This window comes from Oerskovia enterophila (assembly GCF_001692445.1).
Taxonomy (GTDB): domain Bacteria; phylum Actinomycetota; class Actinomycetes; order Actinomycetales; family Cellulomonadaceae; genus Oerskovia; species Oerskovia enterophila.
In genome coordinates this window covers 23,027-47,263 of the sequence record NZ_MAQA01000033.1, presented here as the reverse complement: position 1 = coordinate 47,263, position 24,237 = coordinate 23,027, and the positions used below count along the sequence as shown (strand labels likewise).

Annotated in this window: 18 protein-coding genes; 11 read left to right on the top strand and 7 right to left on the bottom strand. The window is 74.0% G+C overall.

The genetic code is table 11. From position 1 onward, the window contains the following. Positions 1–53: 53 nt before the first annotated feature. On the bottom strand, positions 54–815 hold the full coding sequence (locus OERS_RS13580) for a GNAT family N-acetyltransferase (protein ID WP_068626209.1): 762 nt from the start codon (positions 813–815) through the stop codon (positions 54–56). A gap of 246 nt (positions 816–1,061) precedes the next feature. On the opposite strand from OERS_RS13580, the gene OERS_RS13575 reads away from it, so the two are divergent. Next, complete coding sequence (locus OERS_RS13575; protein ID WP_068626207.1) at positions 1,062–1,664, top strand: helix-turn-helix domain-containing protein; 603 nt, start codon at positions 1,062–1,064, stop codon at positions 1,662–1,664. Positions 1,665–1,720: 56 nt separating this feature from the next. Here OERS_RS13575 and OERS_RS13570 read toward each other — a convergent pair whose 3' ends face one another. The 3 genes from OERS_RS13570 to OERS_RS13560 all read right to left on the bottom strand — a co-directional run bounded on the left by OERS_RS13570 (position 1,721) and on the right by OERS_RS13560 (position 5,419). Further along, positions 1,721–2,191: a DIP1984 family protein gene (locus OERS_RS13570; protein ID WP_068626205.1), complete on the bottom strand. Its 471-nt coding sequence runs from the start codon at positions 2,189–2,191 to the stop codon at positions 1,721–1,723. 217 nt (positions 2,192–2,408) lie between these two features. Continuing rightward, positions 2,409–4,514 (bottom strand): YhgE/Pip domain-containing protein, encoded by a 2,106-nt coding sequence (locus tag OERS_RS13565; protein WP_068626203.1) that lies wholly within the window; start codon positions 4,512–4,514, stop codon positions 2,409–2,411. Further along, on the bottom strand, positions 4,511–5,419 hold the full coding sequence (locus OERS_RS13560) for an ABC transporter ATP-binding protein (protein ID WP_068626200.1): 909 nt from the start codon (positions 5,417–5,419) through the stop codon (positions 4,511–4,513). The genes OERS_RS13565 and OERS_RS13560 overlap by 4 nt, the downstream gene beginning before the upstream one ends. Before the next feature lie 180 nt (positions 5,420–5,599). Between OERS_RS13560 and OERS_RS13555 the strand changes: the two genes are divergently transcribed. Further along, positions 5,600–6,640: an NAD-dependent epimerase/dehydratase family protein gene (locus tag OERS_RS13555; protein WP_068626198.1), complete on the top strand. Its 1,041-nt coding sequence runs from the start codon at positions 5,600–5,602 to the stop codon at positions 6,638–6,640. A 115-nt stretch (positions 6,641–6,755) separates the two neighbouring features. On the opposite strand, the gene OERS_RS13550 is transcribed toward OERS_RS13555, so the two are convergent. Further along, entirely contained in the window at positions 6,756–7,196 is a 441-nt protein-coding gene (locus OERS_RS13550) for an OsmC family peroxiredoxin (RefSeq protein WP_068626195.1), read from the bottom strand. Between the two features lie 128 nt (positions 7,197–7,324). On the opposite strand from OERS_RS13550, the gene pnuC reads away from it, so the two are divergent. Together pnuC and OERS_RS13540 are read left to right on the top strand one after the other, a co-directional pair. After that, on the top strand, positions 7,325–7,960 hold the full coding sequence (gene pnuC / locus OERS_RS13545; RefSeq protein WP_068626194.1) for a nicotinamide riboside transporter PnuC: 636 nt from the start codon (positions 7,325–7,327) through the stop codon (positions 7,958–7,960). Beyond that, entirely contained in the window at positions 7,957–9,003 is a 1,047-nt protein-coding gene (locus OERS_RS13540) for an AAA family ATPase (RefSeq protein ID WP_068626192.1), read from the top strand. The genes pnuC and OERS_RS13540 overlap by 4 nt, the downstream gene beginning before the upstream one ends. Before the next feature lie 37 nt (positions 9,004–9,040). On the opposite strand, the gene OERS_RS13535 is transcribed toward OERS_RS13540, so the two are convergent. Beyond that, a complete protein-coding gene (locus tag OERS_RS13535; RefSeq protein ID WP_211268485.1) occupies positions 9,041–9,358 on the bottom strand; it encodes a YbjQ family protein in 318 nt (105 codons plus the stop codon). 159 nt (positions 9,359–9,517) lie between these two features. Between OERS_RS13535 and OERS_RS13530 the strand changes: the two genes are divergently transcribed. The 6 genes from OERS_RS13530 (at position 9,518) to OERS_RS13505 (ending at position 19,560) form a co-directional block, all read left to right on the top strand. Beyond that, positions 9,518–12,340, top strand: a complete 2,823-nt coding sequence (locus OERS_RS13530) for a cation-translocating P-type ATPase (protein ID WP_068626190.1) — start codon at positions 9,518–9,520, stop codon at positions 12,338–12,340. A gap of 111 nt (positions 12,341–12,451) precedes the next feature. Continuing rightward, positions 12,452–14,074 carry a MoxR family ATPase gene (locus OERS_RS13525; RefSeq protein ID WP_068626188.1) on the top strand — a complete coding sequence of 541 codons (1,623 nt, stop codon included), beginning with the start codon at positions 12,452–12,454 and terminating at the stop codon, positions 14,072–14,074. Then, on the top strand, positions 14,071–15,177 hold the full coding sequence (locus OERS_RS13520) for a hypothetical protein (RefSeq protein ID WP_068626186.1): 1,107 nt from the start codon (positions 14,071–14,073) through the stop codon (positions 15,175–15,177). The genes OERS_RS13525 and OERS_RS13520 overlap by 4 nt, the downstream gene beginning before the upstream one ends. Continuing rightward, positions 15,174–17,114, top strand: coding sequence for a hypothetical protein (locus OERS_RS13515; protein ID WP_068626184.1), 1,941 nt, complete (start codon positions 15,174–15,176; stop codon positions 17,112–17,114). The genes OERS_RS13520 and OERS_RS13515 overlap by 4 nt, the downstream gene beginning before the upstream one ends. Beyond that, complete coding sequence (locus OERS_RS13510; protein WP_068626182.1) at positions 17,104–17,772, top strand: hypothetical protein; 669 nt, start codon at positions 17,104–17,106, stop codon at positions 17,770–17,772. Before OERS_RS13515 ends, OERS_RS13510 begins: the two co-directional genes overlap by 11 nt. 147 nt (positions 17,773–17,919) lie before the next feature. Next, positions 17,920–19,560: an AMP-binding protein gene (locus tag OERS_RS13505; protein ID WP_068626180.1), complete on the top strand. Its 1,641-nt coding sequence runs from the start codon at positions 17,920–17,922 to the stop codon at positions 19,558–19,560. 7 nt (positions 19,561–19,567) lie between these two features. Here the strand turns inward: OERS_RS13505 and OERS_RS13500 are convergent, their stop codons facing one another. Beyond that, a complete protein-coding gene (locus tag OERS_RS13500) occupies positions 19,568–20,248 on the bottom strand; it encodes a hypothetical protein (protein WP_068626177.1) in 681 nt (226 codons plus the stop codon). A 321-nt stretch (positions 20,249–20,569) separates the two neighbouring features. On the opposite strand from OERS_RS13500, the gene OERS_RS13495 reads away from it, so the two are divergent. After that, complete coding sequence (locus tag OERS_RS13495; RefSeq protein ID WP_083201460.1) at positions 20,570–24,190, top strand: S8 family peptidase; 3,621 nt, start codon at positions 20,570–20,572, stop codon at positions 24,188–24,190. Positions 24,191–24,237: the final 47 nt, after the last annotated feature.

The following is a 24,237-nucleotide window of genomic DNA, read 5'->3' as shown; positions in this document are numbered from 1 at the left end:
TCGTCGAGAGTGCCGGCACGGGCCCTTCGCCACGAGAGGTCCCCGCGACGGCTTCACCTGCTGTCGTCCTCTGCCGGGTCGTCCTCAGGGGTGGGGACCTCCCAGGTCCCGAACAGCGCGAGGCCGCTCGCGGCCGCGAGGGCGACGGACGCGACGTTGTCGAGCTGGCACCGGTACTGGGGTTCGAGGCCGCGACTCAGGGCGTGACGCATCATCGCGCGGACCACGGCGCGCCCCTGCCCCTGCCCACGCGCCTCAGCGAGGGTGAGGACCCCGATGTCCGCGAACACGGCTCCCTCGCCCCACGGGTACATGCTTCCCGCACTCGACAGGCGCCCGTCAGGACCGAACGCCCCGAGAGCGGCCCAGTCGTCGATCCCCACCTGTGCGTCGTCCAGGTCCTGCTCGGTCGCCCGAGACTCGAACTCCCCGAACGCCTCGGTGTCGGCGGGCGAGAGGCGGCGCACGCCTTCGCGGTCCCTCTCGGAGGTCACGTCTGCGCGAAGGGCTGCTGGGAGGTAGTAGAGGTTGTCCGCGCCGTGCAGGGTGATTCCCCCCGCCACGAGCGCTTCACGGACACGCGCCTCGGTGATCGGCCCAGACCGGAAGAGGCCGGTGGACTCGAGCCTCTCGACGACGTCGGGCAGCACGGCGATCGCCGTGTGCGAGTCGGCCGCCGTGCGCAGGACGGTGACAGACCTGTCCTCGTCCAGCCGAGGATTGACGACGAGGCTCACGCTGCTGTCCCTGTGGATGGTGTCGCCGAGGAACGGCTTGCGCCAGGTGGTGACGATGCTGTCGGGAAAGTGGCTCATGACGGCCCTTCCATGAGTAGTCGGGTGGGGGTTCTGGGCGCGATGGTCGGATGCGCTGCGGCGAGGGCGGGCAGGAACGTCGAGCGTGCTCGCCGGCCCGGGTGGGCGCAGAGAAGACCGGCGGTGCCGGTGCCGATGGCGTGGTGGGCGACGAGCGAGGTCGGCAGGGCTCCTACGATGACCCGCTCGATCTTGAAGAGCAACTGACTTTTGCCAGAACAGGAACCGTCTTCCTAGGGTGGCGGCATGGACTCGAACCCGGCGGTCGCATCGACCCTCGACCAGGTGCCCGCACGCCTACGGCGCGCCAGGCGGAAGCGTGCCCTGACCCTGGCGGAGCTCGGTGAGCGCACCGGTATCTCCAAGAGCACCCTGTCCAGGCTGGAGAGCGGACGGCGCAAGCCGAGCCTGGAGCTCCTCCTCCCGATCTCCGTCGCGCTGGCGACCCCGCTCGACGACCTGGTGGCTCCACCTCGCGTCGTCGACCCGCGCATGCCCCAGCGGCAGCAGCAGACCGGCGGCCGGCTCTACGTCCGCCTCTCCAGGCACCACGAAGGCCCCCAGGCCTACAAGATGACCATTCCCGCCGACCAGAAGGACCCCACGCCGCGCAGCCACGCAGGCCACGAGTGGCTGTACGTGCTGCACGGCCGCCTGCGACTGGTCCTCGGCGACCTCGACCTGACCCTGGGGCCCGGAGAGGTCGCCGAGTTCGACACCGAGAACCCCCACTGGTTCGGCTCCGCAGGTCAGGGGGACGTCGAGGTCCTCAGCCTCTTCGGCAAGCATGGCGAACGCATGCACATCCGAGCGTCCACCCCGCGGGAAGGCGCCGACGAGGCACCGTGATCCGCCGCACCGTCCGGCCGTCCTGACCGGACGCGACGGGCTTCACGACGACGGTCTCAGTCCCCGGCGTCGCCCTCGACGTCCGCGGTCCAGTTGACCTGCTGGATGCGCGTGTCCAGCTCGCGCAGCGTGCGCGCCAGGTCGTCGGCCTGCGCCCGGGTGGCGGGCACGTCGACGCCCGACACGTACCGCAGCTCGGTGCGCGTGAACCGGTCCTGGGAGGCCGACGCCGCGTCGGCGAGGTCGGTCCGCAGACGGTGCCGCAGGCGCAGCACGTCCCGGCGGGCGAGCGCCGCGGTCATGGTCAGACCCGGCTCGACCTCGGTCGCGAGGTTGGCCGCGTTGATCCAGGCGATGAGCGACTCGAGCTGTGCCGCGAGCCGCTCGTGCTCGGCCAGCAGCGCCACGGGGTCCTCGGCAGGCCGGTCCCCCTCCTGGTGCCGTGCGTTGGCGACCGCACGGCTCGCCACCTGGGCGAGCCGGCGCTGGAGGTCGGCGCGCTGCGCGAGGGCCTCGGCGAGCTTCATCGTGGGTCGACTCCTGGTTCTCGGGGGGACAGGGTGTGGGTCCGAACCTATCCCGGGACCGTCGTCACGGCACTGTGCCCGGCACTGCGCGGCACTGCGCCCCGAGCCGATGGCGGCACGCGGGTTCCCGTCCGCCGCGAGATGCGGCCGACGGGGGTCGTCCCGGCGGTCCGACCCCCGTCCGCCGCATCTCGGCCCCGCGGACCGGGACCGATCGCTAGAGCACGAGCTCGGGCTGCAGCCTCGACGGGCTCCAGACCCGTTGCTTGTACGCCGCATAGGTCGTCGCGAGCAGCGCGACCGCGAGCACGACGAGCAGGACCCCGACGTCGCGCGCGACCGTCGCGAGGTCCCCGCCGTAGAGAAGCTGCCGCAGCCCCTCGACCGTGTAGGACATGGGCAGGAACCGGTGCAGCGAGCGCAGCGGTTCGGGGATCGTCTGCCACGGGAACGTCCCGCCGGCCGTGACGAGCTGGACCAGCATGAGCACGAGCCCCAGGAACTGCCCCACGGCCCCCAGGTAGACGTTGAGCGCCTGGAGGATCGCGACGAACGTCGCGGACGCGAGCACCAGCAGCACCGCGGTCCCCACGGCGTAGACGGGGTCGATGTCGAGCGCGAACTTCACGACCGTGAACATGAGCGCGACCTGCGCGATCCCGATCACGGCCGGGGGGATCCACCCGCCGAGCGCGGTCTGCCACGCGGGCCGTCCGGCCGCGAGCGACCTGGTCGACAGCGGACGCACGAGCAGGAAGAGCACGTAGGCCCCGATCCACGCCGCGAGCGACATGAAGAAGGGGGCGAGCCCTGCCCCGTACGTCCCGGCGTTGGCGATCGTGTCCTTCTTGACCTCGACGGGGTTGCCGATCGTCTTCGCGGTGTCCTCCTGCGTCTGCTCGTCGACGTCGGGGATCTTGCCCAGCCCTGCCACGAGCCCGTCCCGCAGCTCGGTCATGCCGGACAGCAGCTCGCCCGTCCCGTCGCGCAGGGTCACGCTCGAGGACGCCAGCTCCGTGGCGCCGTCGGACACCTGGGCCGTGCCCGAGGCGAGCGTGCCCGCCCCGCTCGCGAGCGTGTCCGCGCCCGCGTCGAGCTGCGCCGCGCCCGAGGCGAGCTGGTCGCCTCCCGACGCTGCGGTCGCGATGCCCTGCGTGAGCGCGGGGGTCGCGCCCGCGAGGGTCGCTGCCCCCGCCGCGACCTGCGCCGAGCCCGAGCTGAGCTCGTCGAGCTTCTGCGACGCGCCCTCGACCTGGGTCGCGGCGGCCTCCACGCGCGGCGTGACGTCGTCGATCACCTGGGTCACCACGGGCAGGATCCGGTCCGCCTGCTCCTGGGTGAGCTCGCCCGAGGCGACGAGCTCGGCGAGCACGGCCGCGACGTCCGTCTGGGCGTTCCCCAGCTGCCCGACGACGTCCCTCGCCGCCGCGGCCGCCTCCTGCCCGTAGCCCGCGACCTGGGCGTTGCCGTCCGCGACCTGCTGCGCACCGTCGGCCAGCTCCTGCGTCTGGGACGGAAGGCTCGCGGTCTTGCTGCGCAGCGTGTCGAGCCCGTCGGACAGCGTGGCCGCGCCCGAGGAGAGCCTTCCGCTCGCGGTCGCGAGCTCGTCGGCCCCCGTCGCGAGCTGCGACGCACCGCTCGCGGCCTCCCCTGCCCCCGAGGCGAGCCGGGCCGTGCCGTCGACGAGCTGGACGGTCCCGTCCGAGAGCTGCGTGGCGCCGTCGACCAGCTTCTGGGCGCCGTCGACCCCGCTCGCGAGGTTGGTGTGGATCGACGCGAAGCCCTTGAGGAACGTGTCCGCGGCCTCGGTGCCGACCTGCTCGGCGATCGAGTCGCGGACCTTGCCGACGATCGTGTCGGCGATGGTCGCGGCCAGATAGTTGTTGGCGTCGTTGGTGATGAGGATCAGGCTCGCCTGCTGCGGCTCGAACTTGCCCGAGGACGCGAGGTCCTCGGAGAACGTCGGCCCGATGATGAGCGCCGCGTCGAAGCGCCCGGAGCGCACGCCCACCTCGGCGTCGGCCTGGCTCGTCTCGACCCAGCCGAACCCGCCGTCGCCGCTGAGCAGCTGCTCGGCCACCTCGTCACCGAAGTTGGTCTGGGTCGACGTGCCGTCGGCCGCGTCCTCGACCGTCGCGCCGCGGTCCTGGACCACGAGGGCCGCGGGGATCTCCTGGAGCTTGTCGTACGGGTTCTCATTGGCGAACAGGTAGAGGCCCGAGTAGAGCGTCGGGATGACGATCATGGCGAGGATCGCGAGCTTCGGCAGCGTGCCCGCGCTGATGCGCCGCAGCTCCGAGATGCCCAGGCGGATGGCGGTCATCGGTCGGTCTCCTTCCCGGGGGCGGGAGCGTCGGGCTCGACGGGCACGACGGGCACGACGGGCACGACAGGGTCCGCTGCGCCGGCGGGCGCCGGCGGCTCGGCACCGCCAGGGGCATCGCCGGTGGCCTGGTGCCGGCCGGGGGCTTCGCGGTCGAAGAGCCGGGTCGGGTCGGTCTCCTCGACGCCCTCCTCCTCGGGACCACCGCCCACCGGTGCGAGCACCGCGGGCTCGGGCCGGGTCCGCAACGCCTCGACGGGCGCGGCCCGCAGGGCGTCCGCACCGCGAGCGGGGGGCAGCTCCGCCCCGAGGTCACGGGCCGAGGACCGCGTGCACTCGACCAGGACCCCGTACCCGAGCGAGGCGAGGGACTCCGCGACCGACCACCAGCCCGACGGCTCGCCGCTGTGCCGGTCGGGGAGCGTCAGCACGACGAACCGGACGTCCCTGCGCTCGGACGCGAGCGAGGACAGGAGCGCGGTCCGCACCGCGCCGTGCAGCGCGTCGATGCGCTCGCCCCGACGGTCGAGCAGGTCGTGGTCGGCGAGCCACCGCGTGGCGTCGCCGGGCAGCGACCGCCGGCCTGCGAGCGAGAGCTCCTCGGCGACGACGTCGCCGACCGTGAGCGCCTCGTCGGGCTCGGAGATGCCCGGCACGTCGACCACGGCCGTGACACGACGCAGCTCGGCCGTGGACGTGGTGGTCGAGCCGTCGTCCTCCACGAGCGTGACCGTCCCCGTGTACGGCGCGAGGCGCCCGGTCGCGACGAGCGCGAGCGCGGTGTGCCCGTGCCCGGGCTCGCCCGCGAGGAGCACGCACTCGCCCGACGAGACGCTGAGGGTGGTGGCCTCGAGCATCGGCGCGCGCCGGCCCTCGACCTGGACGGCGTCCAACGTGATCTGCACCTTCGGGTCCTCTCGTGGCGAGGCCCACCGGGATACGCCGCGGCAGCCTCCCGTCGATCTTCCGTTGGACCGCCGGGGAGCGCACCTTGTCCCCTGCCGTCCGGGTGAAGGTCGCACGTCCCCCGGCCGAGGCGGCCCATCGTCGGTAGCCTGGGAAAACGGGCGACGAGAGGAGACTTCATGCGCGTCGTGATCGTCGGTGCGAGCGGCAACGTCGGGTCGGCCCTGCTGCGCCGGCTCGCGGTCGAACCGGTCGTGACCTCGGTCGTGGGGGTCGCGAGCCGGGTGCCGCGCGCGGACGGCTCGAGCACGGTCGTCCCGCCGTTCGACACCGCCGAGTGGGTGCGGTGCGACCTGAGGGACCCGGAGGACGTCGTCACCTCGCGGCTCGAGGGGGCGTTCGTGGGCGCGGACGCCGTCGTGCACCTCGCGTGGGCGATCGATCCCGCGCACGACCGGGACGAGCTGGCCCGCGTCAACGTCGAGGGCACTCGACGGGTCGCCGCGGCCGCGGCGCGCGCGGGGGTGGGGCACCTGGTCGTCGCGTCGTGCGCGAGCGCGTGCTCGCCCGCGTTCGACGACGTCCCGCGTGACGAGTACTGGCCCACCGCGGGCATCGCGGGGTCGGTCAGCAGCGCCCAGAAGGTCGAGGTCGAAGAGCTCCTCGACCGGTTCTCGGCCGCTCACCCGGGCGTCGTGGTGACGCGCGTGCGCGCACCGTTCACGTTCCAGCGCGACGCCGCGAGCGAGGTGTCCCGGTTGTTCTTCGGGCGGCTCCTGCCCCTGCCGCTGCGTCGCAAGGGCTTCCTGCCGACGCTCGTGTGGCCGCGCGGGATGCGGCTCCAGGTGGTCCACGCGGACGACCTCGCGGAGGCCTACCGCGCGATCCTCGTGGGGCGCCACGCGGGCACGTTCAACGTCGCCGCTCCGGAGGTCCTCTCAGGGCCCGACGTCGCCGCGATCGTCTCGCAGGGACGGCTCCGTGAGGTCTCGCCCACGTCGTTGCGCCGCCTGGTCGCCCTGGCCTGGGCGGCACGAGCCGTCCCGCTCGACCCGGGCTGGTTCGACGTCGCGCTCGCGGTACCGGTCCTCGACGCGTCGCGGGCGCGCCGGCTGCTGCGCTGGGCACCGTCGCACGACGCCCGGTCGACCGTCACCGAGGTCGTCGACGGGCTTGTCGAGGGTGCCGGGACCCAGAGCCCGCCGCTGCTGCCGCACTAGGGTCGGCGGCCGCGAGCCGCGGCACGCCGGGCGCGTGGTGCGGGCTGCTCGGTCGAGCCGCCCTCCTCGCGCCCGGCGGCCCGCGGGGTCCGGGTCAGGACTCGGAGGTTCCGGGTCAGGACTCGTAGGTCGCGTCGAGCGTGATCGTCGTGCCCGTGAGCGCCTTGGAGACCGGGCACGTGGCCTTGGCCGTCTCCGCCGCCTCGAGGAAGCCGGCCTCGTCGAGGCCGTCGACCTCGCCACGGACCGTGAGGGCGATCGCGGAGATCCGCAGGCCGCCCGCAGGGTCCGGGGTCAGCGTGACGTCGGCCGACACGTCGAGCGCGAGGGGCGTGCCGCCCGCGGCGCCGATCACGCCGGAGAGCTGCATCGCGTAGCACGAGGTGTGCGCGGCCGCGATGAGCTCCTCGGGGCTCGTGACTCCCTCGGCCGCGTCGGCCGTGCGGCGCGGGAAGCTGACGTCGAACGTCCCGACGCCGGAGCTCGTGAGCTCGACCTGTCCGGTGCCCTCCTGGAGGGTGCCGTTCCATGCGGTGCGTGCGGTGCGGACTGCCATGATGTGGCTCCTTCGAGCGGGGGATCAGGGGTGCAGGACCGTGCGTACCGACGGTAACCCCGGAGGCGGGCCGCTCGCAGAAGGGTCCGTCGCCCGCCCCGCCCCCCGGGTGCCCCTAGGGTGTCCCGGTGAGCATCGAGGAGATCATCGGCTTCGTGACGGGCGCCCTGTGCGTCTGGCTGGCCGTCCGGCAGAACGTGTGGACCTTCCCGATCGGTCTCGCGAACAACGCGGTGTACGTGGTCCTGTTCGCCTCGACGGGGCTCTACGCCGGCGCGGGGCTCCAGGTCGTGTACCTCGTGCTGGGCGCGCTCGGCTGGTACTGGTGGGTGCGCGGCGGCGAGGCGCACCGTGCGCTGACCGTGCGACGGACCCCCGCGTGGGTCTGGCCCGCCGCTGCGGTGGGCGCCGCCGCGGCGACCGCGCTGCTGGTCTGGGTCCTGTCGACGTGGACCGACTCGACCGTGCCGTTCTGGGACGCCCTGACGACCTCGACGAGCCTGGTCGCCCAGCTCATGCTGGGGCGCAAGTGGGTGGGGAGCTGGTGGGTGTGGATCGTGACCGACGTGATGCTCGTCGGCCTCTACGCGAGCCAGGGGCTGTGGCTGACGGCCGTCCTCTACGTGGGCTTCATCGGCCTGTGCGCGCTGGGGCTGCGCGACTGGTCGGCCGAGCTGCGCGCCGGCACGCACACGGGCACGGGCGCGGGCACGCCCACGGAGCCCGACGGCGCCGCGCCCGCGGCCCGGCAGGACGCCCGATGACCCGGTTCGCGCACGGCCTCGTGATCGGCAAGTTCTACCCCGTGCACGCGGGCCACGTGAACCTCGTGCGCACGGCGTTGTCGCGGTGCGAGCGCGTGACCGTCCAGGTGCTCACGGCCTCGCAGGAGTCGATCCCGGGCAAGGTCCGCGCCGGGTGGCTGCGGGCCGAGGTGCCGGGCGCGCACGTCGTCACGGGGCTCGACGACGCCCCGGTCGACTACGCGAGCCCCGACGCGTGGGCCGAGCACGTCAAGGTCATGGAGTCGCTCCTCGACCCCGCCGACGCCCCCGTGGACGCCGTGTTCACGTCGGACCGGTACGGCGTCGAGCTGGCTCGCCGGTTCGACGCCGAGTGGGTCCAGGTCGACCCGGGCCGCGCGGTGGTCTCGGTGTCCGGGACCGCGGTCCGCGCCGACCCCGGGGCGCACTGGTGGGCGCTGCCCGCCTCGGTCCGAGCGTGGTTCGCGCGCCGCGTCGTGGTGCTCGGTGCCGAGTCGACCGGTTCGACGACCCTGGCCACCGAGCTCGCCGAGCACTACCGCCTGGAACCCGTGCTCGAGTTCGGCCGCGAGTGGTCGGAGGTCCGGCCGGGCGGGCTCGAGGCGCCGTGGCACACCGCCGAGTTCGACCTCGTCGCCCGGGAGCAGGCCCGGCGCGAGGACGAGGCCGCGGCCCTGACCCCGGTCCCCCTGGTCGTGTGCGACACCGACGTGCTCGCGACGACCCTGTGGCACGAGCGCTACGTCGGCTCACGGTCGGCGAGCGTGGAGGCGCTCGCCGCGACCCGCCGTCCCGACCTCTACCTCCTCACGGGCGACGAGATCCCGTTCGTCCAGGACGGGCTGCGCGACGGCGAGCACATCCGCCACGCGATGCAGGACCGCTTCCGGGAGGTCCTGGCCGGGCAGGACGTGCCGTGGCTCGAGGTGCGCGGAGACCGGGCGAGCAGGCTCGCCCGCGCGATCGACGCCGTCGGGCCGCTGCTCGCCACGCCCCGCGCCGTGGCCGCGCCCATGACGCAGGCCGGGACCGACGCCTACTGAGCCGGGCCGCGAGCGCCCCTCGGGCGCACCCCCGCCGTCAGGGCGCGAGCACCACGGCCGTCCCGTACGCCACGATCTCCTGATAGCCGTTGCCGACCTCGTCGCTGTCGTAGCGCATCGCGAGGATCGCGTTGGCGCCCTGCGCCGTGGCCTCCTCGACCATGCGGGCCACGGCCTCGTCGCGTGACTGCTGGAGCTGCTTGGTCAAGCCCTTGAGCTCGCCGCCGACGATCGACTTGAACCCCGCCCCGATCTGCGCGCCGACGTTGCGCGACCGGACGGTCAGCCCGGTCACCTCGCCGATGACCTGCTGCACGGTCCGGCCCGGGACATCGTTCATGGTGGAGACCAGCACGGTACGTCCTCCTCACGGTCGCGCGACCTGCGCGACGTCTCCCTCACCGTAGGAGGTCCCCGGGCGCCGCGCCCGGCGGGGCCGAGGGGCCGTGGAACGCTTCGTCCCACCCCGGCGGCTCGCCGCGTGGTCGCGGGCCCGCGGGGTTTGAATGGACGCATGAGCGCCTCGGACTCCCCCACCGCGACCGCGACCGCCGAGCCGACGCCCTGGGCGCTCCCGCCACGGGCGGTGCTGGCCGAGGTCGGGTCGAGCGACGAGGGGCTCACGGCCGACCAGGCCCGGACGCGGCTCGCCGAGGTGGGCCCCAACCGGCTGGCCCCGCCCGCGCGCACGCCCTGGTGGCGCCGGGTGCTCTCGCAGTTCGACGACGTCCTCATCTACATCCTGCTCGTGTCGGCCGTGCTCAAGGCGATCGTGGGCGACTGGATCGACTTCACGGTGATCCTCGCGGTCGCGGTCATCAACGCCGCGATCGGGCTGGTCCAGGAGGGCCGGGCCGAGAAGGCGCTCGACGGCATCCGCAGCATGCTCTCGGTCCACGCGCAGGTCCGGCGCGACGGCGCCTGGACGCAGATCGACGCCGACGACCTGGTCCCGGGCGACGTCGTGCGGGTCCGGTCGGGCGACCGCGTCCCGGCCGACCTGCGGCTGCTGGAGGGGGTCAACCTCCGGGTCGACGAGTCGGCGCTCACGGGCGAGTCGGTCCCTGCGTCCAAGTCGAGCGACCCCGTCCCCGCCGGGTCCGGGGTGGGCGACCGGTCGAGCATGCTGTTCTCGGGCACCCTCGTCTCGGCGGGGACGGGCACGGGCGTGGTCGTCGAGACGGGCGAGACGACCGAGATCGGCCGCATCCAGACCCTGATCTCCGAGGTGGACTCGCTCGAGACCCCCCTGTCGCGGACGCTCGACGCGTTCGGCAAGAAGCTCGCGGTCCTGATCCTCGTGATGGCCGTGGTCATGGTGGTCATCGGGCGCGTGGTCCACGGGTTCGACACCCCCGAGCTGATCTCGGCGGCGATCGGTTTCGCGGTCGCGGCCGTGCCCGAGGGCCTGCCGGCCCTCGTGACGATCACGCTCGCTCTGGGCGTGCAGCAGATGGCCCGACGACGGGCGATCACGCGCCGCCTCCCGGCCGTCGAGACGCTCGGCTCGGTGACCACGATCTGCTCGGACAAGACCGGGACGCTGACCAAGAACGAGATGACGGCCCGCACCGTGCGGACCGCGGCGCACGAGTACGCCGTGACGGGGATCGGCTACGCGCCCGACGGCGAGGTCGACCTCGACGGCTCCCCCGCGCTGCTGGCCGAGCACGCCGACGTGCGGCGCCTGGCCGAGGTCATGACGCTGTGCAACGACGCCCGGATCGTCCGGTCCACCGTGGAGGGAGAGGACCGGGGCCCCGAGGGGGCCGACGGGCCGGGTGGACAGGACGACGCCGGCGAGGGCGACGCGCCGGGCTGGCGGCTCGTGGGCGAGCCGACCGAGGGAGCGTTGCGGACCCTGGGCCTCAAGGCCGGGTTCGACCCGACCGGGTGGCGGCGCGTCGCGCTCGTCCCGTTCGAGTCCGAGAACAAGTACATGGCCACGCTGACCCAGGACCCCGACGGCGGTCTCCACGTCCTCGTGAAGGGTGCCCCGGACCGGGTGCTCGACCGGTGCGCGACCCAGACCGGTGCGGACGGGCGGCCCGAGCCGCTCGACCGCGACCTCTGGTACGAGCAGATCGACGCGATCGGCGCCCAGGGTCTGCGGGTCCTGGCCGCCGCGCGCGCCGGTGCGGCCCCTGGTCGGACGACGCTCTCCCCCGAGGACGTCGACGCGGGCCTCGAGCTGGTCGGACTGGTCGGCATCGTCGACCCGCCCCGCCCTGAGGCGATCGAGGCCATCGCCCAGTGCCAGGACGCCGGGATCACGGTCAAGATGATCACGGGCGACCACTCGGGCACGGCCCTCGCGATCGCCCGCGAGATGGGGATCGTGCCACCGACCGGCGCGGGGGCCGGAGCACCTGCGCCCCAGGTCCTGACGGGTGCCGAGCTCGAGGCCATGAGCACCGAGGAGCTCCGCGCGGTGGTCGAGGACGTCGACGTCTACGCGCGCACGAGCCCCGAGCACAAGATCCGCATCGTCTCGGCGCTCCAGTCACGCGGGCAGGTCGTGGCCATGACGGGCGACGGCGTCAACGACGCCCCCGCGCTGACCCAGGCCGACGTCGGCGTCGCGATGGGGATCAAGGGCACCGAGGCGACCAAGGAGGCCGCCGAGGTGGTCCTGGCCGACGACAACTTCGCGACGATCGAGCGGGCCGTCGAGGAGGGGCGACGGATCTACGACAACCTGCGCAAGTCGGTCCTGTTCCTGCTGCCGACCAACGGCGCGCAGTCGCTCGTGATCCTCGTCGCGGTGCTGCTCGGGTGGGCACTGCCGCTCCAGCCCGTGCAGGTCCTGTGGATCAACATGGTCACGGCCGTCACGCTGTCTCTCGCGCTGGCCAACGAGCGCGCCGAGCCCGACATCATGTCGCGCGCGCCGCGCGACGCCAAGGCCTCGATCCTCACCGCGGCCTACCTGCGACGGGTCCTGCTCGTCTCGGTCCTCATCGGCGGCGCGACCATGGCCGTGTACTTCGTCGAGCGCGACCAGGGCATGAGCGTCCCCGAGGCCCAGACCACGGCCGTGACGATGCTCGCGCTCGGCCAGCTCGCCTACCTGTTCAACTGCCGCTTCCTGGACCGGTCGTCCATCACGTTCGCGGTCCTGCGGGGCAACCGGGCGGTCTGGTACTCGGCGGGCGCGCTCGTCGCGCTGCAGGCCGTGTTCGTCTACGCGCCCTTCATGCACTCGTGGTTCGGCTCGGCGCCGATCGGGCTGCGCGAGTGGGGCATCACGCTCGGGCTCTCGGTCGTGGTGTTCCTCCTCGTCGAGGCCGCCAAGGCGTTCGGGAGGAGGCGGACCTCCGCCGCACGGTCGAGGTAGATCGACGAGGTAGAGGGTTTCCGTCGAGGTAGAGGTCCCCAGACCTCTTTCTCGACGAGAACCCTCTACGTCACGGCGAAGACCCACGCACTCTCCTGGCAGAATCGCTCCGTGACCCCCGCCGAGCAGCAGGACCTCGACCACGTCTCCTCCGCTCCCACGCGCCCCGGGCCGGCGGCCACGAACCCGTTCGACCTGGACGTCGCGGACCTGTTCCGCACGCCCGTGTCCGGCGTCCCGGGCACAGCCGGGACGAGTCACGGCTCGACGACGTTCGCGCCGCTCGACGAGAAGCTGCGCCAGGCGTACTTCTGGGTCGTCAACCACGCGATCATCAGCCCGCACTACGACGTCGAGTTCTCGGCCGGCCCCACGGCCCCGGACGTCTCGTTCCGCCTCGGGGACTCCCGGGCACGCCTGAACCTGCCGAGCGACCAGTCGTACTCGAGCTTCGTGCTGCTCCCTCTGCTGACGTTCGCGGTGCGGGGCCGTTGCCTCATGGTCGGCGGCCCGGGGCGCGGCAAGACCGCGAGCGCCGTCCTCATGGGCGTCCTCGCGGGCTACCCGGTCCGGGACGTGCGGCGCGCGATGCAGCACGGGCACCCGCAGCTCACGGTCTCGGACCTGTTCGGCACGCCCCTGCCCAAGGACCTGGTGCAGGCAGACTCGCTCGCCGACGTCGACGTCGCGTGGCGCGCGTGGCTGGGCATGCGCGTCAAGATCGTCGACGAGTACAACCGCATCCCGACGCGCACGCAGTCGGCGCTCCTGACGGTCCTGGCCGACGGCTACGTCGAGGTCTACGACCAGGTCTACGAGACGGGTGCCGCCGCCTGGTACCTCACGGCGAACGACGACGCGGGCGGTGGGACCTACCAGGTCGTCGACGCGCTGCGGGACCGGATCGACGTCGTCGTGCACGCGCTGCCGTTCAACAACCGCTTCCTGGGCGACCTGGTCGCGCGCGCCGAGCGCGGGGTGCGTCCCGAGGAGAACGTGCCCCCCGAGATCGTGTTCGACGCCGACGAGCACGACCGCCTGCACCGCGACGTGCTCGCGGTGCGCATCCCGGTCCCGGTGCGGCGACGGCTGGAGTTCTTCGCGAGCCAGCTCGAGGTGCTGGAGCGGGCCGCGTGGCAGTTCGAGTACCGCACCAAGGACACCGCGAAGCTCGCGGGGATCGACCCGCACCTCCTGGCCGCGGCCGACACGGGCCGCGACCGGCTGGGCGACATCGGCGCGCAGACCCTCAACGGGCTCTCGGTGCGGGCCCTGCAGTCGCTCATCTCGTACGCCAAGGCCATGGCGTTCTTCCGCGGCAACGCCGAGGTGGACCTCGCGGACCTGCGCGCGGTGCTCCCCTTCGTGCTGCACGACAAGCTGGTCCCCGACCTGCAGTCCGCACCCTTCGACGACGAGGAGCGCGAGCCCCTGCGCGCCGACCGCGTCTCGTGGATCCGGGACCTGTTCGACACGGCCTGCCAGCAGTACGACGCCGCGGGGCTCGACCAGGACGACCCCGTGGCCGAGATCCTCTCGGCGGTCGAGGCGGGCCTCGAGGGGCTGGGCGAGGCCGAGGTCCTGCGGCGCACCGCGCAGATCGAGGGGCTGCTGTCCCTGTGGCAGGACGCGGTCAAGCTGCACGGGAACGTCTACGAGGACGCCCTGGTCCTGAAGTACGCGCACCAGCGCTACACGAACTACCTCGCGTGGCTGCGCTGGAGCGGTCAGTGAACGCTCGCCACCCCGACGACGGCAGCGGCCCCGGGCCCGGCGAGGACTCCCCGACGCGCTCGCCGTTCGCGGAGCACCTGGTGCGCGAGCGCGACCACCTCAACGCGGTGCTCGCGCGCGCGGTCGCGCTCGGTGCGGACCGCGACGACGTGGCCGCGGCCGTGCGCGAGCTGCGCCCGGTCGTCGACGGGCTCGCGCCTGCGCTCGACGCCGGCGAGCTCGCGGGCGTCGTGGACGCGCTCGTGTCCACGGCGACGCGGTGCGTGGCGGCTCGCCGGTGGCGCCCCGACTCGGCCGAGCGGTGGGCGGTCCTCGCGCTCGCGCCCCAGGTCCTGCCGTGGCTGCGCACTGCCCCGGCCGTCACGGTGGCCGCGCTCACGGACGCGGCGCGCCCGGTCGCGGCGCGCGGGGACGCGACCGGCTGGGGACGGCGTGTGTCCGCTGCGGCCGAGGTCGCAGGAGCCGCGACGCTCGCGGCCCGCGGCGGGCCGGCGTCCGAGGGGCTCGCAGCGCCCGGCTCGCCTGCCGCCACCGTCCGCGACGTCGTCCTGGTCGCAGCGTGGCGCAGCGGCCTCGTCCGCTACCGGCAGGCCGCGCTGCGCGCCGCGGCGTCGCTCCCCTCGCCCGTCGCCGCGGCGGCGCTCGACCTGGCCCCGGGGACCGACGTCGGCGCGGTCCTCGAGCGGCACGCGAACGACCCGTGGTGGTGGCCCGGGCAGGCCGCGGCCGCTTCGCACGGCGCGGCCCCCGCGGTCAGCCGGTTCGGGGGCTTCCGCGGGTTCGGCGGTCCGTGGCTCACGCTGCCGCTCGTCGTCGGGCCGCTGCCCGGTGAGCCCGGCCTGCTGTGGGCCGTCCGCACGGCCCGGCCCCAGGCCGAGGACTGGACGCTCGTGTGCGACGTCCACGGGTGGGCCGCGCTGCGCGCCGCCCCGGGGGCCGAGGAACGGCCTGCCCCGGGCGCGACCGACCGCACCCCGCCCGCCGGCGTCCCCTGGCTCGACGACGTGACCGGGCAGGCCTCGACGCTCACGCCCTCGACCCACCTGACGCTCGTCAGCCGCGAGCACTCGTACTCGCTCGACCTGGTACGGGCGCCCCGATGACGGGTACGCCCACGCCGGGCCCGACGGCGGCGGGCGGCTCCGCGTCGCTCGCCCCGGTGCCCGGCGCCGGCAGGCGGCACGCACCGTCGCGCACGAGGCTCCGCGACCGGTGGCTCGCGGCCTGGCCCGAGGCCCTGGCCGCCTGGGGCACGCAGACCCGCCTGCACGCGCCCGTGCTGCACCACGGCGACGACCGGCCCCAGGACGTCGGGTCGTTCGCGTGGTTCTCGACCGTGGACGTCGAGGTGCACATCGACCTCGACGACATCGCCGAGCGCGGGCTCGAGGACCACGCGGTCGCGGTGCTCGCGCACGAGATCGGGCACCACCTGCTGTCCCCCGGCGACCTGACGACGAGCGCCCGGATCCTCTCGCGGGTCCGGGACGGGCTGGTCGACCTGGACCCGCTCGCGGGGGCCATGGCGAACCTCTGGTCCGACCTGCTGGTCAACGACCGCCTGCAGCGGCGCGCGGGCCTCGACATGGCGGCGATCTTCGCGGCCCTCGGCGCAGGGCGGGCACCGCTCGCGCAGATGGTCATGCGGACCGACGAGATCCTCTGGGGCCTGCCCCGCGGGACGCTGACCCATCCCGACCACCCGGTGCCCGAGCGCGAGGCGAGCCTGTGCGCGCGCCTCGTGCGGGCCTACGCCAACGACCCCGTGGGGGGTGCGGGCGGGTTCGCCGCCCTGATCCGCCCGCTGCTCGTGGCCCCGCCGTCCGACGAGCCGGGCGCCGCGCCGGGGGGCTCGGCCGACGGAGCAGGTCCCGCGGCGGACGGCGGGAGCGGCGCAGCCCTCTCCGGCGGGCAGCACGGCATCCTGTGCTCGCAGTCGGAGCCCGCGGGAGCCGTGCCCGCGGGCCTCGCGACCGACCCCACGCCCGGACGACCCGTGCTGCACCCCGCGGTCGATCCGCGCGTGACGGGCGCGACGCCGTCGGGCCCGGACGAGGAGCGTCCCCTCCCGGTCGCGGCGAGCGACACGACCGGGGCCGCCGACGCCCTGGGCCAGGCCATCTCGCCCGCGCACTACGACGCGGTCCTGCGGCTGCTCGGCCTCACGACGTCGAGCGCGCAGTCCGCCGCACGCTGGTACCGCGAGCACGCCATGCGCTTCCTCGTCCCCTTCCCCGTCCGGACGGACTCCCCGGTCGACGAGGAGCTGCTCGGCGGGCACGAGCAGTGGGACCTGGGCGAGGACCTGGCCGACGTCGACTGGGCCGCGACCGTGCTGCGCTCGCCCGTGATCGTCCCGGGGGTCACGACCGTGCGCCGCGTGCACGAGCAGCAGGACGGGCACGACCCCGCACCGCGCCCGTACGACCTGGACCTCTACCTCGACTCGTCGGGGTCCATGCCCGACCCCAAGCAGCGGCTCGCGCCCATCGCCCTGGCCGGGGCGGTCCTGGCCCTGTCGGCGCTGCGCGCCGGGGCACGCGTCCAGGCCACGACGTGGAGCGGACCCGGGCAGATCGCGGGGACCGACGGCTTCACGCGCGACGCCGACGCGATCCTCGCGGCGATCGTCGCGCACTTCGGCGGCGGCACCTCGTTCCCGGTCCCCCTGCTCGAACGCACCCACCTGGGCGACCCCGTCACGGGCGCCCCGCCCGTGCGCACCCGACCCGCGCACGTGTCGGTCATCTCCGACGACGGGATCAGCTCGATGTTCCTCGACCACCTGGGCGGTTGGCCGCTCGACCCTTCCGCACCGCGAGCCGCGCCCGACGACACGCTCGCGGCGCGCGCCGTCCGGGCCGCAGGGGGCGGCGGCAGCCTGGTCCTGCAGGGCAGCGACGAGCTCGCCCGACGCGTCGCCGGCTGGGCGCCCGGCTACCGGACGTTCGCGGTGAGCTCGACCGAAGACCTCGTGCGCTTCTCGCGCGACTTCTCCCGCACGCTGTGGACCACGAAGGGAGCGGACCGTGCCCGCTGACACCACCTCTGCCGGGCCCGTCGGCTCCGTCGGACCCCGATCCTCCCGGCCCACGGTCGAGGGCCCCGCCCTCGCGGTCCTCGTGCAGCGCCTGACGCTCACGCCGCCCGACGTGCTCGACCCCGGGGTGCACGTGCCCGCCCTGGTGGGCGACGCCGTCGACCTCCTGGCCCTGAGCGTGCCCGGCTGGTGGCAGCTCGACGCGCACGCCCGCACCGCGCTCGACCGCACGTGCGGGGCGGGGGCGCCCGCGGCCTCGCGCGCCGGGGCCGGGATCGCGGTCTGGCTCGTGCGCGCTCCCGAGCTCACGCGCCTGCCCCACCTGCGGGAGGCCGCGCCCGACGGCCCCGCAGCCTGGCTCCTCGCCGTGGTCGACGCCCTCGCGCACGATCTCGCGCCCGTGCGCGACCCGCAGACCTGGGTCTCGTCCCCCGAGGGGCGCGAGGAGGCCGCGCGCGCCTTCCTGCGCGCGGCACGGCTGCGCCCCGCGGGCGAGAGCGACGCGGTCGCCGAGGATCGGTGGTCCGCGGTCAGCACGGTCGAGCAGCGTCGCGTCGACCGGGAGATGGCCGAGGAGGTCCGGCGCTCGGAGGAGCTCGCCAAGGCCCTCGCGGCCAAGCGCGCGGCCGAGGCCGCCGCGCAGTACGCGAACTACTGAGGCGTCGCGCGGGCCAGGGGGGCGAGCCGCGCTCGTGAGCGCGTCGCAGAGCGCGAGCCCATCGAGCCCCGCCACCCCAGCAGCCCGACCGTTCACGTACAGTGCGACGACCGACGACGACCTGTCCCTCACCCGTCGAGGAGTCCCGTGACCCCCGCCCCTGACGCACCCCGGTCCCCCGACCTTCCCAGCGGTGTCCCGGACGCGCTGCTCGGCGAGTACGCACCGTTCGGCAACGTCGCCCTCGACGACGCCGAGCGCTGGCCCACGCTCACGCCCGACGGCGCCGCTCGCCTCGACGCGCTGCGTCACCACCCGGCGGCACCGGTCTGGGTGCACGCGACGGGCGACCGGCTCACGGCCGACGACCTGCCCGTGCTCGCCGCGACCGCGCGCCGGTTCGCCGGGGCCGACAGCGGCAGAGATGCCGGGACCAGGGACGACGGCCGCGACGACGCCGGCCCAGGCACAGCGCTCCGCACCGGCACCCCCCACCCAGCGGCCGGGCGCGACGTCCCCGCGTGGGTCACGGACCTCGTCGAGCGCGCGCACACGGTCGTCCCGCGCTACCGGCGTGCCCGGGACCAGCGCCGGAGCCTCGCTCGTTCCCCGCTCACCGACCTGCCCCCCGTGACCCGTGACGACCTGCGGGCCGACCTCGCGTCGTTCGTGCCCGTCGACGTCGACCTGTCGCGCGTCCTCGAGGGCACGAGCTCGGGCAGCACCGGGGCGGCCGTGGTCGTCCCGCTGCACCCCGTCGCGGTCGCGGCCGACCTCGCGCTCCTCCACCTCCTCGTCCGGGGCGCCGGCGCAGCCTGGGAACCGCGCGAGGACCGGCTGGGTCTCGTGAACCTCGTCGACCAGCGGGCCGCGTTCACGTACGCGTCGGCCATGACGGGCTTCGACGCGGCCTCTGGTCGGGCCGCGAGCGACGTCGCCGTGCCGCTCATGGCGCGCGTGAACCTCGACCCCGGCGCGTGGCGGGACCCGGCCGACCGCTCGACGTTCCTGCGCGGGACCGACCCGCAGGTCCTCAGCAGCTCACCCCTCCCGCTGCTGGCGCTGGCCGACCTCGACGCGCGCGAAGGGCTCGGGCTGCACCCGGTCGCGGTCGTGAGCGGGGCCGCTCACCTCACCCCGCCCGCGCGGGCCCGCCTGCGGGCCGCGTGGGGCGTCCCGGTGATCGACCTGTACGGCCTGCGCGAGACGGGCGCGGTGGCCTCGCGCGCGGACGACGGCCCGTTCGTCGTCGTGCCGCGTCGTGTCTGGGTCGAGATCCTGTCCGACGACGGCACGCCCGTCCCCGACGGGTCGCCGGGCGAGGTCGTGGTCACCACGGACGAGAACCCCTACCTGCCGCTCCTGCGCTACCGCACGGGAGACCGCGCACGGCTCGTCCGTCCCCACGGGCCCGGTGGGCGGGTCGAGCTGCACGACCTCGAGGGGCGCTCGCCCGTGCGCTACCTGCACGCCGACGGGCGCTGGCTCGGTTCGGTCGACGCGACCCAGGTCCTCCAGGCGGCCGGGATCGCGGCCTGGCAGCTCCACCAGCGCGCCGACGGGACGATCGACCTGACCGTGGTGCCGGACGCACCCGCGGGCGGGGCGCCGTCGGGCCACGGTCCGGGCGGCACGTCCGGGTCGGGAGGACCCGCAGCGGGCTCGGCTGCGCATGCCCTGCGACGGTGGATCGGGCGCGACGTCGTCGTGACGGTCACGACGCCGGCCCGCCTGGGACACGGCCGGGCACGCCGCTACTCGAGCGACGTGCCCGGCGGTCAGGCGTGAGTCCCGGTCAGCCGATGTTGCCCTCCGGGCGGAAGACGATCGACGAGGTGCGGTCGTTCATGGACCCGAGGCTCGTGCACAGCGGGACGCAGTTGGTCGTGGTGCCCGAGTAGTTCTCGCCGTCGTAGAGCGTCGACCAGCACCGGGCGTACGTCGCCATGGAGCTGATGTTGTTGTTCATCAGGTAGGCCGACATCTTGGGGAACCCGTAGGTGTTGCCCGTCATGCACCCGTAGCCGCTGCTGCCGTAGAAGACCTTGGCGCCACCGGTCTGGTTGGTGTTCTTGTACGCGATGCCCAGCATCATGGAGCTGGCGGCGGCGGTCGTGACCGTGCCCGCTCTCGCCGCCTGGGGCGCGGCCGCCGCCTTGGCCGCCTGCTCGTTCGCGTAGCCCCGCAGGGCCGTGATGTCCCCCGCGAGGACGCGCAGGTCCGTCACGGGCTCCCCCGAGACCGACTCGAGCGCCTCGCCGAGCGTGTCGAAGCACGCGGTCGTGGGCGCGGGGGTCAGGGCGATGTCCTGCCCGGCCGGGGTCGGCTGCGCGATGACCGTGCAGACCTGGTCGTCGGTGGGGAATCCCTGCGACGTCAGGTCGGGACCGCTCGCGAGGGCCGGTGCCCCACCGATCCCCCCGAGGACCAGGACGACCGCCGAGACGGCGGCCAAGCGCGTGATGCGTCGTGACATGTGGTGCTCCTTCACAGCGTGGGCCGGGAGCCTTTCGCGACCTCGCGAAGGACCGACACGTGGGTGAGGACCGACAGCGGGACAACCTCGTCCCACGCCCCCGCACCGATCCTAGGGGTAGGTCGGAGTCGTGTCCCGTTTGTCCCCTGTGTTCACCCACAGCCCCCGGATCTGTTGCCCCGGGCCCGCGTGACGCGCGGTCGCACGGCTTCCCCTATAGCGTGCAGGCACGGTCGTCTGCACACAGCCGTCGGCGACCGCAACGGGGGAAACACCAAGCACCTTCAACGCCACCGGTCCGTACCGGGGAAATGAGTGTCGATGAAGCACCGTTCGTTGTTAGCTGCAGTCTCTGGACTGGCGGTGGTCGCGGCATCAGCGCTGCCCGCCGCGTCCGCACCGTCCGACCCGGCCGGCCCGTCCGGCCCTACCCTCACCTCGCAGTCCTCGGAGTCGCTCGCGCTCGACCAGGGCAAGGTCGCCCCGTCGCTCGCCGAGTCCTCCGGGACCGTGACCGCGTTCGTCCAGCTCGACACCCCCTCGGGGGTCGACCTGTCGGAGCAGGGCGCGAGCGCCGCGCAGGTCGAGGACAACCAGGCAGTCGTCGAGCAGCTCGCGGACAGCGTCGTCCCCGCGCAGACGAACGCCCGCAGCGCCCGTGCCGCGGGCGCGCCCCAGCAGGTGTCGGTCACGAGCAAGCTCGTCCCCGGTGTCGTCGTGACGGGTGACGCCGAGCAGGTCCGGGCCCTGGCAGGTGACGACAAGGTCGTCACGGTCTACCGCATCGTCCCCAAGACGCCCTCCAACAAGGGCACCGACGCGTTCACGCGGGCCCTCGAGGCGTGGCAGAGCACGGGCTACACGGGGCAGGGCGTCCGGATCGGCATCATCGACACGGGCATCGACTACACGCACGCGGGCTTCGGCGGCCCGGGCACGCAGGCCGCCTACGACGAGGCGTACGGCGTCAAGGGCCAGGGTCCCGTCCCCGCGGGGACGTTCGACGACGCCAAGTACCTCGGCGGGTACGACTTCGCGGGGTACGACTACGACGCGTCGGGCACCGTGCCGGGCACGTCGCTGATCCCCACCCCGGACGAGAACCCCATCGACTCGCTCGACACGATCGGCTCGGGTCACGGCTCGCACGTCGCGGGCACGACGGGCGGCTACGGCGTCCTGGCTGACGGGACGACGTTCGACGGCGACTACACGACCCTCACCGACATCTCCGACTGGACGGTCGGGCCGGGCTCGGCCCCCGAGTCGGGCCTGTACGCGCTCAAGGTCTTCGGTGACCTCGGCGGCTCGACGAACGTCGTGGTCGACGCGCTCGAGTTCGCGGCCGACCCCGACGGTGACGGCGACCTGTCCGACCGGCTCGACATCGTGAACCTGTCGCTCGGCTCGGACAACAGCCCGGCCGACGACCCGGAGAACCTGTTCATCGACCAGCTCTCGCGCCTGGGCACGCTCGCGGTCGTCGCGTCGGGCAACGCGGGCGACGTGACCGACGTCGGGGGCTCGCCCGGCAACGCGCGCACCTCGCTCACGGTCGCGAACTCGGTGGGCAACACCCAGACGTTCGACGGCGTCGAGGTCACGGCCCCGGCGGGCGTCGCGGGCTCCTATCCCGCGCAGAACTCGCAGAGCTACGCGGGCGCCGCCGACGTGACCGCGGAGGTCGCGTTCCTGGGCGCCACGGTCAGCGGGTGCACGCCCCTGACACCGGCGCAGGCCACCGCCACGGCGGGCAAGATCGCGTTCCTCTACTGGGACGACGACGACGCCACGCGGGCGTGCGGGAGCGCGGCGCGCTTCAACAACGCGCAGGCCGCGGGCGCGGTCGGCGTCCTGCTGTCCTCCGAGCTCGAGGTCTTCGCGGCCGGGATCGCGGGCAACGCGGGCATCCCGGGCGCGCAGCTCACGGGCCCGAGCCACGACGCGCTGCGTCCGGCGATCGAGGCGGGCGGCGTCGTCCTGACACTGGGCCCGTCGCTCGCGAACTCGTCGTTCGTCGAGATCCCCGCGATCGGGGACACGCTCAACGCGGGGTCCTCGCGCGGGGTGCACGGCTCGCTGGGCGTCGTGAAGCCCGACGTCGCCGCACCGGGCACGGGGATCTCGTCCGTGGCCTCGGGTCGTCTCACGCAGCCCGGCATCAAGTCGGGCACGTCGATGGCCACCCCGCACGTGGCGGGCATCGCGGCGCTCGTCAAGGAGGCCCACCCGGGCTGGAGCGCGCAGCAGGTCAAGACGGCCGTCATGAACACGGCCTCGCACGACGTGTGGACGGGTCAGGGCGGCACGGGCACGGCGTACGGCCCCGAGCGCGTGGGGTCGGGGCGCGTGGACGCGGTCGACGCGGTGAAGAACTCGACCCTCGCCTTCTCGGCGCAGGACAAGGAGCTCGTCTCGGTGTCGTACGGGCTCGTGCCCGTGGCGGACAAGACCGTCAAGGAGCGCCGCACGGTCGACGTGCAGAACACGGGTTCGCAGACCGTGAAGTACGCGGCGGCGTTCACGACGTCGAGCTCCGCAGGGGGCGCGACCGTCACGGTCTCGCCCGCGAACCTCACGATCCCCGCGGGGCAGACCCGGACGGTCACGCTGACCCTGACGGCCGACCCGGCGACGCTCGCGAAGCAGCTCGACCCGACGTCGGCCGCGACCACCTCGGGGGTGCCGCGCGACTTCGTCGGCATGCTCACCGGTCGCCTGGTCCTGACGCCGGAGTCGGGCAGCGAGCTGCGCGTCCCGGTCCAGGCAGCGCCGAAGCTCGTGAGCGACCTGACGGGCAAGGACGTCACGTTCCTGAACCAGGACACGTCGGCCGAGCTCGACCTCGACGGACGCGGCGTGGCCTCGGGCGGCTGGACGTCGCTCGTGGCGCCGTTCGAGCTCAAGGCGACGAGCCCGCGGCTCGAGGCCGACGCGGCCGAAGGCTCCTCGGCCTCGGCGGTCGCGTCGGGTGACATCCGCGCTGTCGGCTTCACGTCGAGCGCGCCGCAGTACGCGGCCGCGGGCGACGACCCGGGCGCGGGGCGGATCGGCATCGGCGTGGCCATGGACGGTGACTGGGCCTCGCTCGGTGGGGTCATGTTCCCGTCGGTCGAGACCGACGTGGACGGTGACGGCTCGGCCGAGTTCGAGACCGTGGTCCGCAAGTACAACGAGTCGGACCTGACCCTGGCGACCACGTACACGCTCAAGGACTGGACCGGTCCGGACGGCGAGGAGTACGGGGCGGGCGAGGGCGTGCTGCTCGAGCCGGTCAACTCGGTCTGGGCGAACGTCGACACGTCGGTCTTCGACAGCAACGTGCTCGTGGTGCCGATCGCGATCGGCGAGCTCGGCATCGAGCCGGGCACCGTGCCGTCGTTCACGGTCGCGACGTACTCGTACTACGGGACGCAGCCCGACCAGTCGATCGACCGGGTCGGACCGTTCACGGGCGACCCGTACGACCCCGCGTACTGGTTCAGCGGCGGCGGACAGCTCCTGTTCGTGGGCGCCGACGACGCACCGGTCACGGTCAACCGGTCGGCCGCGGCCACCGAGGCGGGCACGGGCGAGCTGCTCCTGCTGCACCTGCACAACGCCACGGCGGCCAAGCGCTGGCAGACGGTCGGGGTCTCCACCCTGGACGCGTCGGTCGAGCTCTCGGTCACGGCGCAGTCGCGCTGCGTGTCGGGCAAGGCGCAGGTCTCGGTGCGCGCGGTCAACGACGGTGACGTCAAGGCCGACGTCGTGGTCGAGACGCCGTTCGGGACCAAGACGTTCAAGAACGTCGCGCCGGGCAAGTCCGCGTCGCAGTCGTTCAACTCGCGCGAGGTCTCGATCGGCGCCGGCGCGGCGACGGTCACGGGCACTGCGGTCATCGACGGCGTCAAGGTCACGACGCCGTTCGAGGCCGGGTACGAGGCGATCAGCTGCGGCTGAGGCCTCGACCGCTCCAGAGAGTGCTCAGGGTCGGCGTGACCTCGCGG

Coding starts and splice junctions, on each gene's coding strand:
- OERS_RS13580 (WP_068626209.1), bottom strand. CDS start 815: ATGAGCCACTTTCCCGACAGCATCGTCACCACCTGGCGCAAGCCGTTC.
- OERS_RS13575 (WP_068626207.1), top strand. CDS start 1,062: ATGGACTCGAACCCGGCGGTCGCATCGACCCTCGACCAGGTGCCCGCA.
- OERS_RS13570 (WP_068626205.1), bottom strand. CDS start 2,191: ATGAAGCTCGCCGAGGCCCTCGCGCAGCGCGCCGACCTCCAGCGCCGG.
- OERS_RS13565 (WP_068626203.1), bottom strand. CDS start 4,514: ATGACCGCCATCCGCCTGGGCATCTCGGAGCTGCGGCGCATCAGCGCG.
- OERS_RS13555 (WP_068626198.1), top strand. CDS start 5,600: ATGCGCGTCGTGATCGTCGGTGCGAGCGGCAACGTCGGGTCGGCCCTG.
- OERS_RS13550 (WP_068626195.1), bottom strand. CDS start 7,196: ATGGCAGTCCGCACCGCACGCACCGCATGGAACGGCACCCTCCAGGAG.
- OERS_RS13540 (WP_068626192.1), top strand. CDS start 7,957: ATGACCCGGTTCGCGCACGGCCTCGTGATCGGCAAGTTCTACCCCGTG.
- OERS_RS13530 (WP_068626190.1), top strand. CDS start 9,518: ATGAGCGCCTCGGACTCCCCCACCGCGACCGCGACCGCCGAGCCGACG.
- OERS_RS13515 (WP_068626184.1), top strand. CDS start 15,174: ATGACGGGTACGCCCACGCCGGGCCCGACGGCGGCGGGCGGCTCCGCG.
- OERS_RS13500 (WP_068626177.1), bottom strand. CDS start 20,248: ATGTCACGACGCATCACGCGCTTGGCCGCCGTCTCGGCGGTCGTCCTG.
- OERS_RS13495 (WP_083201460.1), top strand. CDS start 20,570: ATGAAGCACCGTTCGTTGTTAGCTGCAGTCTCTGGACTGGCGGTGGTC.